General features: G+C 63.0%; 13 protein-coding genes. 7 read left to right on the top strand and 6 right to left on the bottom strand.

Annotation, left to right across the window (positions count from 1 at the left end; translation table 11 throughout):
- Positions 1 to 120: 120 nt before the first annotated feature.
- Genes K3725_RS07970 through K3725_RS07960 form a run of 3 tightly spaced genes read right to left on the bottom strand, consistent with a single transcriptional unit; the run spans position 121 to position 3,552 of the window.
- A complete protein-coding gene (locus K3725_RS07970) occupies positions 121 to 1,590 on the bottom strand; it encodes a carboxypeptidase M32 (protein ID WP_260018252.1) in 1,470 nt (489 codons plus the stop codon).
- A 3-nt stretch (positions 1,591 to 1,593) separates the two neighbouring features.
- Positions 1,594 to 2,739 carry a heme A synthase gene (gene ctaA / locus K3725_RS07965; RefSeq protein ID WP_260018251.1) on the bottom strand — a complete coding sequence of 382 codons (1,146 nt, stop codon included), beginning with the start codon at positions 2,737 to 2,739 and terminating at the stop codon, positions 1,594 to 1,596.
- A 60-nt stretch (positions 2,740 to 2,799) separates the two neighbouring features.
- Positions 2,800 to 3,552, bottom strand: coding sequence for an RNA methyltransferase (locus K3725_RS07960; RefSeq protein ID WP_039183257.1), 753 nt, complete (start codon positions 3,550 to 3,552; stop codon positions 2,800 to 2,802).
- 166 nt (positions 3,553 to 3,718) lie between these two features.
- Here K3725_RS07960 and K3725_RS07955 point away from each other — a divergent pair, with 166 nt between their 5' ends.
- Positions 3,719 to 4,351, top strand: coding sequence for a thiamine phosphate synthase (locus K3725_RS07955; protein WP_260018250.1), 633 nt, complete (start codon positions 3,719 to 3,721; stop codon positions 4,349 to 4,351).
- Positions 4,352 to 4,363: 12 nt separating this feature from the next.
- Here K3725_RS07955 and K3725_RS07950 read toward each other — a convergent pair whose 3' ends face one another.
- Positions 4,364 to 5,515, bottom strand: a complete 1,152-nt coding sequence (locus K3725_RS07950; RefSeq protein WP_260018249.1) for a HupE/UreJ family protein — start codon at positions 5,513 to 5,515, stop codon at positions 4,364 to 4,366.
- Here K3725_RS07950 and K3725_RS07945 point away from each other — a divergent pair.
- The 4 genes from K3725_RS07945 to K3725_RS07930 all read left to right on the top strand — a co-directional run bounded on the left by K3725_RS07945 (position 5,514) and on the right by K3725_RS07930 (position 8,981).
- A complete protein-coding gene (locus K3725_RS07945; RefSeq protein ID WP_260018248.1) occupies positions 5,514 to 6,323 on the top strand; it encodes a DUF4198 domain-containing protein in 810 nt (269 codons plus the stop codon). The genes K3725_RS07950 and K3725_RS07945 overlap by 2 nt on opposite strands.
- A 41-nt stretch (positions 6,324 to 6,364) precedes the next feature.
- Entirely contained in the window at positions 6,365 to 7,273 is a 909-nt protein-coding gene (locus K3725_RS07940; RefSeq protein WP_260018247.1) for a PfkB family carbohydrate kinase, read from the top strand.
- Complete coding sequence (locus K3725_RS07935) at positions 7,270 to 8,184, top strand: pseudouridine-5'-phosphate glycosidase (RefSeq protein ID WP_260018246.1); 915 nt, start codon at positions 7,270 to 7,272, stop codon at positions 8,182 to 8,184. The genes K3725_RS07940 and K3725_RS07935 overlap by 4 nt, the downstream gene beginning before the upstream one ends.
- A gap of 80 nt (positions 8,185 to 8,264) precedes the next feature.
- Positions 8,265 to 8,981, top strand: a complete 717-nt coding sequence (locus tag K3725_RS07930; protein WP_260018245.1) for a DUF502 domain-containing protein — start codon at positions 8,265 to 8,267, stop codon at positions 8,979 to 8,981.
- Here K3725_RS07930 and K3725_RS07925 read toward each other — a convergent pair.
- Complete coding sequence (locus tag K3725_RS07925) at positions 8,978 to 10,006, bottom strand: patatin-like phospholipase family protein (protein ID WP_260018244.1); 1,029 nt, start codon at positions 10,004 to 10,006, stop codon at positions 8,978 to 8,980. The two genes, K3725_RS07930 and K3725_RS07925, sit on opposite strands and share 4 nt — an antisense overlap.
- 101 nt (positions 10,007 to 10,107) lie before the next feature.
- On the bottom strand, positions 10,108 to 10,881 hold the full coding sequence (locus K3725_RS07920) for a 3-hydroxybutyrate dehydrogenase (protein WP_260018243.1): 774 nt from the start codon (positions 10,879 to 10,881) through the stop codon (positions 10,108 to 10,110).
- A 428-nt stretch (positions 10,882 to 11,309) separates the two neighbouring features.
- On the opposite strand from K3725_RS07920, the gene K3725_RS07915 reads away from it, so the two are divergent.
- Entirely contained in the window at positions 11,310 to 13,025 is a 1,716-nt protein-coding gene (locus tag K3725_RS07915) for an extracellular solute-binding protein (RefSeq protein ID WP_260018242.1), read from the top strand.
- Between the two features lie 73 nt (positions 13,026 to 13,098).
- Positions 13,099 to 13,932 carry a helix-turn-helix domain-containing protein gene (locus tag K3725_RS07910; protein ID WP_260018241.1) on the top strand — a complete coding sequence of 278 codons (834 nt, stop codon included), beginning with the start codon at positions 13,099 to 13,101 and terminating at the stop codon, positions 13,930 to 13,932.
- Position 13,933 lies beyond the last annotated feature (1 nt).

Raw genomic sequence — 13,933 nt, 5'->3', positions numbered from 1 at the left:
CAGTTTACTCTCTTACTCACACCCCCATGAGTTTAAGAGAATACCGTTAAAATATGGCCTTTCCGGGGCAGCGGAATTTCCGCTGCCGCCAGAGGGCCTTAGCCGTAATGCACTGCCGACTCAGAGGTCGTAAAGCAGGCTGAACTTCTCTTCGAGATAAGCCAGCAGCGGCGCGTGCCCCGGTTCCATGCCTGAGGCGTGCCTGATGGTATCGCGCGGGCTGCGCAACCCGCCATGCTGCTGGAGATTCTCCTTCAGCCAATTGGTTGCGCCATCGGTGTTGCCTTCAGCCACCTCTGCATCCAGCCCCGGCACATCCCGGCGCAGCGCCTGATACAGGCAGCCGGCATAGACATTGCCCAGCGTGTATGTCGGGAAATACCCGAACAGGCCCACCGACCAGTGCACATCCTGCAAACAGCCGTTGGACGGTTTGTCCACAGCATAACCGAAATCTGCCTCGAACCGGTCGTTCCAGGCCGCTTCCAGATCCTTCACCGCCAGATCGCCGCTCATCAGTGCGCGCTCCAGGCCGAACCGCATCATGATATGGAGGTTGTATTGGAGCTCATCCGCTTCTGTCCGGATATAGCCCTTATGCACCGTGTTCACGGCGGCATAAAACGCATCCGCATTCGCAACACCAAAGTCGCCAAAGGCGTCTTTCATCTCCCCAAACAGCCAGCCGGTAAAGGCACGGCTGCGGCCGATCTGGTTTTCATAGATCCGGCTCTGGCTTTCGTGCACCCCCATCGACACGCCGCTGCCCAGCGGTGTCAGCAGGTAATCGCGGCTGATGTTCTGCTCATAGGCCGCGTGGCCGACCTCATGAATGGTGGAATAGAAGCAGTTGAACGGATCACTCTCGCTGGTCCGCGTGGTGATCCGCACATCCAGGCCCGCGCCGGAGCAGAACGGATGCACCGCCTTGTCGACCCGGCCGTGGGACATGTCATAGCCGAACTGCTTGGCGAGCTTTCGGGTCAGTTTCATCTGCGCGGCTTCGTCAAAAGTGCCGGTCAGCCCTTTCGGCGCAGGTTTCTCCAGCACCTTCGCGCGCAGCTCCACCAGCCCGGGGCGCATGGCATCAAAGATACCGGCGATCTCAGCCCCGCTCATGCCCTGCTCATAATCCTCGACCATGGCGTCATAGACATCACCGCCCGCCGCCAGAGCCAGGCCTTCTTCGCGTTTCAGCGCGACGACTTCTTCCAGCACCGGCACAAAGGCTGCCACATCCTCATCCGCCCGCGCCGCAGCCCATTGGCCCTGCGCCACGGAAGTCACCTGAGCGATCTTCTTGGCCAGATCGGCGGGCACCTTGACGGTGCGTTCATAGCTGCGGCGGATCTCCCGCAGCTGGGCTTCCCCCGCCTCATTGGGCGCCACTGCCTGCTCCAGCCACTCCGCCACTCGCGGGTCGCTGCGGCGGGCGTGCAGCACGGCCTCCATCGCGGCCATCTCCTCGCCCCGCTGCGGCGCCGCCCCGCGCGGCATCATGGTTTCCTGATCCCAGCCCAGACGGCCCGCAATCTGCCCCAGCGCCTGGGTTTCGCGCTGGAAGGCCATCAATTCGTCAAATGCGCTCATGATTCAATGATCCTTGATCGAGGTTGCAATGGGATAGGCAGACAGGAAGCGGGCGCGCAGGATCAGCACCCAAACGCCCACAGCCACCAGCTGGTGGGTAATCGCGGCGTGCAGCGGCGCGGCATAAACCACGGTGATGATCCCCAGCAAAACTTGCACGGAGAGCGCCGCAAAAACGGCATTGAACGCGAAACGGGTGCGCGCGTGGGCCGAGTTGCGTCCGCGCAGCCAGGCGACCACAGCAAAGGCAAACAGCAGATAGCCTGCCACCCGGTGAATGAACTGCACCAGCCCGGGGTTTTCAAAGAAATTCTTCCAGACAGGTTCAATCATGAACGGGTTCGGCGGGATCACCTGCCCGCCCATCAGCGGCCAGTCGGTATAGGAGCGGCCCGCGTCAATGCCCGCCACCAGCGCCCCCAGCAGGATCTGCAAAAAGGCAAAATGCATCAGGCCCGTAGACAGGCTGAACAGCTTGGCTTCCTTGGCGCGGCGTGCCTGCATCAGCTCGCGCTCCTCGCGGCCCAGCATCAGCACATACCAGGCAATGAAGCCAAGGATCACGAACGCCAGCCCCAGATGCACGGCCAGCCGGTAGGAAGCCACCGCTGTCATCCCCTCGCCCTGCGTGACGCCAGAGGCCACCATCCACCAGCCGATGGCGCCCTGCACACCGCCAAGGATGCCAGGCAGCAGCAACCGGCCGGTCCAGCCCGCCGGGATCTTGCGTGCGGCGAGGAAACCGAAGAACCCAAGCGCCCAGACCACGCCGATGAAACGGCCCAGCTGGCGGTGGCCCCATTCCCACCAGTAGATCGATTTGAAATCAGACAGTTCCATCCACTGGTTCTGGATGCGCCACTGGTCGATTTCCTTGTACTTGTCGAACTCTGCCTGCCACTCGGCTTCCGACATCGGCGGGACAGCTCCAGTCACGGGGCGCCATTCGGTGATCGACAGGCCGCTGTCGGTCAGGCGCGTCAGCCCGCCCACTACGATCATTGCAACCACCAGCGCAAACAGCACCATCAGCCAGGCGCGGATCGCCTTGCGGGCGCCGCCGCGGCCGCGGTCGATCAGTCCCGGCTGCACCGCGGGGGCGTCCGTCTTCTCGCCCTCGACCTCTTCGAAAATGCTGCGCTTGCTCATGCTTGCCTCTTTGTCTGTGGTGCCAAGCTAGGGGCGGGTTATTCAAAGGTCCAGAGCAGCTTACTCGCCGCCGCGTTCTTTCCAGCGGACCATCTGGCGCATGATGCCGTGCAGCATCTGCACGTCGGAACGGGTCATCCGCATCCGGGACCACAGGTTGCGCAGGTTGGTCTTCATGCCCTCGGCCTTTTCCGGCGGGAAGAAGAAGCCGGCTTCATCCAGCCGGTCCTCGTAATGCTCCACCAGTTTCTCGACCTCAACGCCGGTGGCCCATTCGCCCTTGCGGCCCAGATCGGTGGTTTCATGCAGCACTTCGCTGGACTGGCGCATCCATTCGTATCCGGTCAGCAGCACGCACTGGCCGAGGTTCAGCGAGGCATAGAGCGGGTTCACCGGCACCGAAATGATGGCGTTCGCCTTAGCGATATCCTCGTTTTCCAGCCCGGCACGTTCCGGGCCGAACATCACCGCGACTTTCTCACCCGCGGCGATTTTCTCTGCCGCGATCTGCATCGCGCGCTCGGGGCTGTAGACCGGCTTGGTCAGGCCGCGCTGGCGGGCGGTGGTGGCGAACACATAGGTGCAGTCGCCCAGCGCCTCCGGCACGTCGGCGCAGAGCTGCGCCTCGTCCAACAGGCGGCCCGCGCCCGAGGACATCGCCACCGCCTTGGGGTTCGGCCAGCCGTCGCGCGGCGCCACGATGCGCATCCGGTCGAGGCCGAAGTTCCACATCGCCCGCGCCGCGGCACCGATATTCTCGCCCATCTGCGGGCGGACAAGGACAAAGGCGGGCTGGGGCGTATCGGTGGGCATCGTGTTCTCCGGCAAAATCGGCACTGCTGTACTGCCCGCGCGGCGGCGGGGCAAGGTCCAGCGCGGGTTCGGGCTGCATTTACCGGGTCTTCACCGCCGCAAATCCTTGCGTCCGGCCGGAAATCGGCTAAACACCGTCAAACCGCCTGAACAATGGAGCACCGCCATGGGAAGCCCTGCTGACGCATCCGAGCAGCCGCAGCTCTACCTGATCTCCCCGCCGAGTTTCGAGCTGGGCAAATTTCCCGGTCAGCTGGCGCGGGTGCTGGATGAAGTGGACGTGGCCTGTGTGCGCCTGGACATGGCGAGCCGCGATCAGGACACCCTCAGCCGCGCAGGCGATGCGCTGCGCGAAGTGACCATGGCGCGCGACGTGGCGCTGGTGATTTCCGACCATCAGATTCTGGCGGAACGGCTGGGGCTGGACGGGGTGCATCTGACCGATGCGTCCAAATCCATCCGCACCGCGCGCAAGGCGCTGGGGCCGGATGCGATTGTCGGCTGTTTCTGCGGTGCTTCGCAGCACGACGGCATGGTGGCCGGTGAAGCGGGCGCGGATTACGTGAGCTTCGGCCCGGTGGGCACTTCCGGTCTGGGGGATGGCGCGCAAGCAGAGGCCGATCTGTTCCAGTGGTGGTCGCAGATGATCGAGGTTCCGGTTGTGGCCGAGGGCGGCCTCACTGAGGATCTGGTGCGGGGCATCGCGCCCCATACAGACTTCTTTGGCATCGGTGATGAGATCTGGCACGCGGAAGACCCGCTGGCGGCGCTGAAGGTGCTGATGCGGGCAATGGGCTGACGCGTTACTCGCTCACAAGAACACCCGCTCCACAAACCAGTAGCCGCCGATCATCGCAATGGTGACAGAGGCCGGGATCGCCACCCGGCCACGGTATTTCGGGTGCCGCCCGAACCACAGGCGCACACCGAGGTAAGCGGCGGCAATCACCGCCAGCTGGCCGAACTCCACCCCAACGTTGAATCCGATAAGCGCGGGCAGGAACTGGTTTTCAGGCAAGCCGAACTCCCCCAGCACGGAGGCAAAGCCCAACCCGTGCAGCAGCCCGAATCCAAAGATCACGAAACTGCGCCATGTGTGCAGCTTGCGGGCAAAGATGTTCTCGACCGCAACAAACACAATCGACAGCGCAATCATCGGCTCGACGATGGCGGGGTTCACGTTGACCATTCCCAGCGCGCCCAGCGCCAGGGTGATGGTATGGGCCACGGTAAACAGGCTCACCTGAAGCAGAAGCGGCTTCACCCGCGGGCTGAGGAAGAACAGCCCAAGCACAAACAGGATATGATCCAGACCCTTGGGCAGGATGTGAGTGAAGCCGACAGGGATATACTCCATAAAGGCCTCAACCGGCGTTTTGGCCGCGCCGCCCCCTAATGGGATCGGCGGTGAGGTCTCTCCGCCTTGCAGGTACCCCGTATAGGGCTCATCTACCCCGTTCTGCCGAAGCACCACGCCGCCGGACCCATTGGGCCAGGTGATGCGGAGACTGCCTGTTCCCGGTGGAATGTCTCCGGCCAGTTCCAGGAAGGACGCCCGCGGCAGGCTGGCGTCGCCGACCTCCGGGATAGTGATCCCTGTAACATCCAAATCAACAGGCTCCGCCGCCTGGATGGAGAAGGTTTCCAGCCACTCCTCGGCAAAGAGCGTCACCATTGGGGTCAACGCGTCCGGCGGCAGCGCGCGCAGCTCGTCATAATCGGCGGCCTGCGCGGTCTGGTTGGTATCAGAGAGGCCATCCAGGTTAATTCCTGCAACAAAGGCCTCCACGTTCAGACGCAATTCCAGCGTGATCTGCCCGTCCTTCACCGCGAAATCTGCAATCGCCGGCGTGACCTCATGCGCGCGGGCTGGAGCTGCTGCTATTGCAACCACACAGAACAGCAGCGCAAATAGGCCGTGCAGCCAAGTAGCGCCGCGCCTGACAGCCAAGGACCTTTCCATGCAATTCCGCCTGTTCTGCTCTATTGTCTGTGCCGGGCTGACCCTAGGCGCCGCGCCGGTTCTCTCTCACGAGTTTTGGATTGAGCCGGAGAAATATCAAGTTAAATCCGGGGAAACCATGGTGGCAAAGCTGCGCAACGGTCAGGAGTTCAAGGGGGCGGAGCAGCCCTACTTGGATCACCGCATCGCCCGGTTCGAGGTGTTTCAGAGCGGAACCGCCCTGCCCTACATTGGCCGCATGGGGGATATGCCGGCCTTCAGCGGCGATCCTATGCCAGACGGGCTGGCCGTGCTGATCCACCAGACCCGGCCGCAGACCATCACCTACGACAGCTGGGAGGAGTTTCAGGCCTTCGTTGATCACAAGGCCTTTGGCGACATCCAAACGCAGCACCGGGCGCGCGGGCTGCCGGATGCGGGGTTTACTGAGCAGTACACCCGCCATGCCAAGGCGCTGGTGGCAATCGGGAGTGGCAGCGGGGCGGATCAGGCCGCCGGGCTGGAGACGGAGATTGTCGCCCTGGCCAATCCCTATACGGATGACATGGCGGGCGGGCTTCCGGTCCGGGTGCTGTACCAGGGCAAACCCCGGCCGGAGGCCCAGATCGAAGTCTTTGACAAATCCCCGGATGGCGCCGTTACCATCAGCACCCAACCAACGGATGAAAAGGGGGAGGCAATCGTCAGTGTCGCCCCCGGGCACAGCTACCTGCTGGACGCCGTGGTTCTGCGCCCTGCCCCGGCAGGCGAGGATTACGTTTGGGAAAGCCTTTGGGCTGCCCTGACATTCGCGGTGCCCACCCGGTGATGCCGCTTGCAGAGGCCTGCCAAAGGCGGCAATAGGTCATTATGACACAAGCCCCAAACTCTCAGACACCCGCCATCCTGTGCATCGGGTCGGTCCTGTGGGACATTATCGGACGCTGCACCAGTGAAATGCAGCGCGGATCGGACATGCCCGGGCGCATCACCCGGCTGCCCGGCGGCGTTGCCATGAACATCGCCATGACCCTGTCGCGCTTTGGCGTGAAGCCGGCTCTGCTGACTGCCGTCGGCCGCGACCCCGAAGGTGACGAGCTGATCCATGCGTGCGGCCACTTCGGCCTGATCACCGATCACATCTACCGCTCCGAGGACCTGCCCACCGACCGCTACATGGCTGTCGAGGGCGCCAACGGGCTGATTGCCGCCATTGCCGACGCGCATTCGCTGGAAGCTGCAGGCGACAAGATCCTGCGGCCGCTGTCCGATGGCTCGCTGGGCACCGAGGCCGCACCCTATGAGGGCCAGGTGGCGCTCGACGGCAACCTGACCCTGTCGCTCTTGGATGACATCGTCGCCAGCCCGGCCTTTGCCAAGGCCGACCTGCGCGTGGCGCCTGCTTCGCCGGGCAAGGCGGAACGGCTGCGCCCCTTCCTGACCCGCACACGCGGCACGCTCTATGTGAACCTGGAAGAGGCCGGCATCCTGTGCCAGGCGGAGTTCACCGACAGCGAAACCGCCGCTGCAGCGATGCTGGACCGTGGTGCCGCACGGGTGCTGGTCACCGATGGCGGTTCCTCTGCCACCGTGGCCGATGCCGAAGGCACCATCACCCTGCACCCGCCCCGCGTTACCGTCGCCCGCGTGACCGGCGCAGGCGATACCTTCATGGCCGCCCATATCGTTGCCGAGGCACGGGGCGAAGACCGCAAGACCGCTTTGGCCTCAGCCCTCAAGGCTGCGGCGACCTACGTTTCAGGAGAACCCCCGCTTTGATCGACATTCAGTATTCGTCAGAGGTTCAGGCCGCCAAGGCCGAGAACCGCGCTATTGTTGCGCTGGAAAGCACCATCATCACCCACGGCATGCCGTACCCGCAGAATGTCGAGGTCGCAGCACAAGTGGAGCAGGACATCCGCGATGCCGGCGCCGTGCCGGCCACCATGGCAGTGATTGATGGCGTGCTGCATGTAGGTCTGGAACCCGATCAGCTGCAGGCGCTGGGTCAGGCCAAGGGCGTTGCCAAGATCTCCCGCGCGGACATGCCTGCCTGTATCGCCACTGGCGGCACAGGCGCGACCACCGTGGCAGCAACCATGATTGCGGCGCGGCTGGCCGGCATCTCCGTCTTTGCCACCGGCGGCATCGGCGGCGTCCACAAGGGGGCTGAGACCACATTCGACATCTCCGCCGACCTGCTGGAGCTGGCGCAGACCCCGGTGACCGTGGTTGCCGCAGGCGCCAAGGCAATCCTTGACCTGCCGAAGACGCTGGAAGTGCTGGAAACCCAAGGCGTGCCAGTGATTGCCTACGGGCAGGACAGCTTCCCCGCCTTCTGGTCGGCCCAGTCGGAGCTGAAAGCACCGCTGCGCATGGACACGCCTGAGCAAATCGCCCGCGCCCATGCCACCCGCCATGCCATGGGCCTGCCCGGCGGCCAGCTGGTCGCCAACCCGATCCCGGCAGACGCCCAGATCGCGGCAGAGGAACTGGCACCGGTGATTGCCCAGGCCCAGTCCGAAGCAGATGCCCAAGGCGTCGCAGGCAAGGATGTGACCCCCTTCCTGCTGTCCCGCATCTTCGAGCTGACCGAAGGCCGCTCGCTTGCTGCGAACATCGCACTGGTGCGCAACAATGCGCGGCTGGCGGCAAAGATCGCACAGGAACTCAACAATCTCGCACAATGAGTTGATTTTTGGGGCGGAAACCATTGCTCCGCCCCAAAACAGTGCCTAGGTTCCACGCGGAAATCCTGGAAAACTGATCTATGACCACGCCCTTCGACGAAGAACCCCAACGCCGCCGCGGCCTGTTCGCCAGCCTGCGCGCCTCCTTCTTTACGGGCATCGTCGTGATCGCGCCGGTGGGGCTGACCATCTGGCTCTTGTGGTCTGTCATGGGCTGGATCGACAGCGTGGTGCTGCCGCTGGTGCCGCACACCTTCCGGCCCGAACAGTATATCGGCATCAACCTGCGCGGCGTCGGGCTGATCATCTTCCTGCTGTTCACCATCATCGTCGGCTGGATCGCCAAGGGCATCATTGGCCGCTCGCTGATCACCTTTGCCGAAAGCCTGGTGGACCGGATGCCGGTCGTGCGCACGGTCTATTCCGGCATCAAGCAGATCTCCGAGACCGTCTTTGCCCAATCCGAACGCAGCTTTGAAAAGGCTTGCCTGGTGCAATACCCGCGCAAGGGCATCTGGGCCATCGGCTTCATCTCCACCCATGCCAAGGGTGAGATTGCCAAGCGCGCGGAAACCAGTGGCGGGCTGGTCAGCGTCTTTCTCCCGACCACGCCGAACCCCACATCCGGCTTCCTGCTGTTTGTGCCGGAGGAGGACGTGATCGAACTGGACATGACGGTGGAGGACTCGGCAAAACTGGTGATCTCAGCGGGCCTCGTCTACCCGAACCCCAAGGACCCCACCAAACCAGTGGAGAACGGCAAGAAGCCGAAGGTCCTGGAAAAAGAAGACGCCTAGCCGAACATTGCCGGCAGATCAGCCGACGAACGCACCCCAAGGTTTTCCCGGTTCTGGGTCAGAAACCCCTCTGCCGCATCCCGCCCTGCCTGCTTCAGCCGTGCCAGGATCTGCGGCACAGGGAACAGCTTGGTGGTGACCGACAGCTGCGTCATCAGATCGTCATCCGCGATCATATGCACCCGCACCTCTTTCATCCGCCCCTGCTGAATGGTGCCATCGGCCAGCAGCCGCTGCACGAAGTTGATCGCCCTGAGCTCCCGCAGCAGCGAGGAATTGAAGCTGATCTCGTTCACCCGGTTGCGGATCTGCTGCGGGGTCTTGGGGATCTCGTCACGCTCCAGCGGGTTGATGTTGACGATCACCACATCCCCCGGCAGGTCCTCGCGGAACAGCGGAAACAGCGCCGGGTTGCCGGTATAGCCGCCATCCCAATAGGCCTCCAGCCGGCCGGTCTCCGGGTCTTCGATCTCCACCGCCTGAAACAGGTCCGGCAGGCAGGCAGAGGCAAGAATCGCATCGGTGCTGATCTCCTCCCCCTCGAAGATGCGGATCTTGCCGCTGCGGACGCAAGTGGCGCAGATGAACAGCTGCGGGCCTTCGCCGGCGCAGACTTCGGCAAAGTTGAACTTTTCCACCACTTCCCGCAGCGGGTTCTTGTAGAACGGGCCGTAGTGATAGGGGGAGATCACCTGGCTGAGGCTTTCCAGCGGCGAAAACGGCATCGCCGCTTCCAGTGCGCCCGCCCAGGCCACCGCATCGAACCGCGTCAGCCAATGATTGAACCGCATGTCGCCAACCCCGCCCATCCGCGCCCAGAGCCCGTCCAGCGCGGCCTTGGCACCCGAACGCCCGTCCTGAACCATGCCGGCCTTGAAGGCCGCCCCGTTCAGTGCCCCGGCAGAGGTCCCGGTGATGCCCGCGACCTCAATCCCCTCTTCCTCCAGAAGCCGGTCGAGCACACCCCAGGTAAACGCGCCATGCGCGCCGCCGCCCTGCAGAGCCAGATTAATCCGTGTCACCAAACGCCACCTGCCTGTTTCACCTTTGTGAAAATACTCCGGGGGTGATTGCCCCCTTGGGGGGCAAGAGGGGGCCGGCCCCCTCCCGCCGGTTCCTCTACCGTTTACAGCGCGGTCCAGCCGCCATCGACGCTGATGGTGGTGCCGGTGATCTGCGCGGCTGCGTCCGAGCACAGGAACACGGCGGTGCCGCCCAGCTGCTCCACCGTGGCGAACTCGCGGCTCGGCTGGCGCTCCAGCATGACCTTCTTGATCACCTCTTCCCGGTCCATGCCGTATTTCTCCATTGTGTCGGGGATCTGCGCCTCGACCAGCGGCGTCAGCACATAGCCCGGGCAGATCGCATTGCAAGTAATCGGCTCCTCCGCGGTTTCCAGGGCAACCGTCTTGGTCATGCCCACCACGCCGTGTTTGGCGGCCACATAAGCGGCCTTGTAGGGCGAGGCGGTCAGCCCGTGCGCTGACGCAATGTTTACGATCCGGCCCCAGCCTGCCGCACGCATCCCGGGCAGTGCAGCTGCCATGGTGTGGAAATTCGAATTCATGTTGATCGCAATGATCGCATCCCACTTTTCCTGAGGAAACGCGTCGATCGGCGCCACATGCTGAATGCCTGCGTTGTTCACCAGGATATCGCAGGCCCCTGCCTTTTCGATCAGCGCGCGGCAGTCGGCGCCCTTGGACATATCGGCCTGAACGTACTGGGCCTTGACGCTGAACTCACGGGCGAGTTCTGCTGCCAGCGCGTGGTCCTCCTCCCGGTCGGTGAAGGAGTTCAGCACCACATTGGCCCCTGCCCGTGCCAGCTCGCGGGCCACCCCCAGGCCGATGCCTGAATTCGATCCGGTGATAACGGCGGTCTTTCCTTGCAAGGTCATCGCGTCCTACCTCATGACTGACTGAATCTGCCATCACTGTGCCATGCTGCAGATGCAAAAGAAACGCGTAAGACTACGGATGCCGCAGAGGTCATTCCTGCCATTTTCACCACTTGTAAAAAGAGAGAAACGGGCAGAAAAAAACGCCCGCACAAGGCGGGCGTTAGTTATTGAGGCAGGTTTCATACAGGCAAGAAACCTATCGAGCAGTGATCCCTTTATAAGCAATTTCCGGCTTTCGTCCAAGCTAAAAGTTTGAAAAGACGAAAAAGCGCACGTAGCGTGCGGAGGCAAGAAAATAAGGGCAGAGCGGGATTGTTGTGAATCAGCGAAAAGAAAATTTCCGGACTCTTCACGCGGCACTGGCTGGAATCACCCTGGCAATTACCGCGAATTATGCGCTGGCAGAATCGGCCCATGGCATAGCTATGTACGGCGACCCCGCACTGCCACCGGATTTTGTGTCTTTACCCTATGCGAACCCGGACGCGCCAAAGGGCGGCAAAGTTGTGTTCGGCAACACCGGAGGCTTTGACAGCCTCAACCCGTTCACCCTCAAAGGGACCTCTCCGTGGCAGCTGAGGTTCTGGGGATACGAGAGTCTGATGGGCCGCTCCTGGGACGAGCCGTTCACCCTTTACGGTCTTTTGGCCGAATCGATTGAGGTGCCCGAGGACCGTTCCTGGGTAGAATTCACCCTGCGGCAGGAGGCCCGATTCTCTGATGGCAGCCCGGTGACCGTCGAAGATGTGATCTGGTCCTATGAGACATTGGGCACCAAAGGCCACCCGCGCTACCGCGGGTTCTGGACCAAGGTGGAGAGCATCGAACAATCCGGACCGCGCAGCATCCGCCTGACCTTCAACGTTGAGGACCGGGAACTGGCGCTGATCGCCGGCCTGCGCCCGATCCTCCAGAAGGCGCAATGGGCGGATAAGGAGTTCGGCACAGACGAAGCGGCAGGGGCGCCAATAGGCACCGGTCCCTATACGGTGGCTGAATTTGAACCCGGCCGCTTTGTCACCCTCACCCGCAACCCGGACTATTGGGGCAAGGATCTGCCCCTGCGCCGCGGCACCCAGAATTTCGATGAGCTGCGCATCGACTTCTTTGGTGATGAAACGGTTTTGTTCGAGGCCTTCAAGGCGGGTGAACTGAGCGCATTGCGCGAGTTCAATGCTGACAAATGGGACAGCGTCTACAGATTCCCCGCGATCATCCGCGGCGACGTGGTCAAGAGCGAGATCCCGCACCAGCGCCCCTCCGGCATGACCGGGCTGGTGATGAACACCCGCCGCGCGCCGCTGGATGACTGGCGGGTGCGAGAGGCGATGCTGCTGGCCTTCAATTTCGAGTACATCAACGGCACCGTGACGGGTGGCGCCCAGCAGCGCATCGCCTCCTATTTCTCCGGCTCGGCTCTGGGAATGCGGCCCGGGGCGGCAGAAGCCAAAGTGCGCGCGCTGCTGGAACCATTCCAGGACAGCCTGCTGCCCGGCACTCTGGAGGGATACACCTTGCCCCAGGGCGACGGCAGCAAGCGCAACCGCGGCAACCTGCGCAAGGCGATGAAACTGCTGGAGGACGCTGGCTGGACCGTCACTGGTGGCGTGCTGCGCAACGCAGAAGGCACACCGCTGGAGCTCAGCGTTCTGATCCGTCAGGGCGACGGCGAGATGAAAACGGTCACCGAAATCTACGCCCGCGCGCTGGAGCGGCTGGGCATCACACTGACGGCCGAGACCGTGGACAACGCGCAATATGCCGAACGGGAGAACACCTATGACTTCGACCTCACCCGGTTCCGCCGGGAACTGTCGCTGAGCCCCGGCAACGAGCAGCGCTATTACTGGGGCAGTGGCGGTGTGGATCAGCCCGGCAGCCGCAACCTGATGGGCATGGACAGCCCGGCGGCAGAGGCGATGATTGACGCAATGCTGACCGCAACCGAGCCTGAGGATTTCACCGCAGCGGTGCGGGCACTGGACCGGGTGCTGACCGCCGGGCGCTATGTCATTCCGTTCTGGAGCTTTGATACCGGCCGTATCGCCCACATCAAGGAAATGCGGTTCCCGGACAGGCTGCCGATCTACGGCGATCGGACAGAGTTCATGCCAGACGTCTGGTGGTATCAGGCCGACTGACCTCCTGAGGATGCGCTGCAGCCCGCGCTAAGGTCCATTGACAGCGGCCTACTATTTCCATAATTCGTGAACTATGGAAATGGAGCTTTCGGATAAACTCGCTGCTCTGGCGCACCCGAAGCGGCTGGCGCTGTTCCGGCTGCTGATGCGCCGGTACCCGGACGGCGTGCCGGCGGGTGAAATAGCACAGGCGCTGGAATTCAAGGCGAACACTGCCTCAGCCTATCTGTCTGCTCTCAAGAAGGCCGGCCTGATCTCCCAGCAGCGCAGCGGCACCTCGCTGATGTATACCGCCGACCTGCCGGGCCTGCGCGGCATGTTTGACGGGCTGCTGTCCGGCTGCTGCCGGAACCGGCCCGACATCTGTACCCCTGTCAACAGTGAAGCGGAAACCATGCCGACTACGGAACGCCCGTTCAATGTCCTGTTTGTCTGCACCGGCAACTCTGCCCGCTCCCTGTTGGCCGAGGCCATTTTGAACAGCGAGGGCGGCGGCAGGTTCCGCGCCTATTCTGCAGGGACACAACCCTCTCCGGGGCCCCGACCTGAGGTGATGTCGCTCTTGCGGGCCAAGGACATTGATACCAGCAGCCTGCGTTCCAAGGACCTGGATGAATTTTCCGCGCCGGATGCGCCGCAGATGGATTTTATCTTCACCGTCTGCGACCACGCCGCCAATGAGGAATGCCCGGCCTGGCCCGGCCAGCCGATGAGCGCCCATTGGGGTCTGGCTGACCCGGTCAAGACCGAAGGCAACGACGCCGAACGCCGCCTTGCCTTCCAGCAGGCCTATGGTCTGCTCAGAAACAGGATCAGAACCTTTGCGGCGCTGCCCTTTGAAACACTCGACCGCCTGTCGCTTCAGCATCAGGTTGACGATATCGGCCGCCTGAACTCCCCCGACTGAA

The sequence above is a fragment of the Leisingera sp. S132 genome, assembly GCF_025144465.1.
Taxonomy (GTDB): Bacteria; Pseudomonadota; Alphaproteobacteria; order Rhodobacterales; family Rhodobacteraceae; genus Leisingera.
Note: the sequence above shows the minus strand (reverse complement) of the source record. Positions and strands in the feature narration are given on the sequence as shown.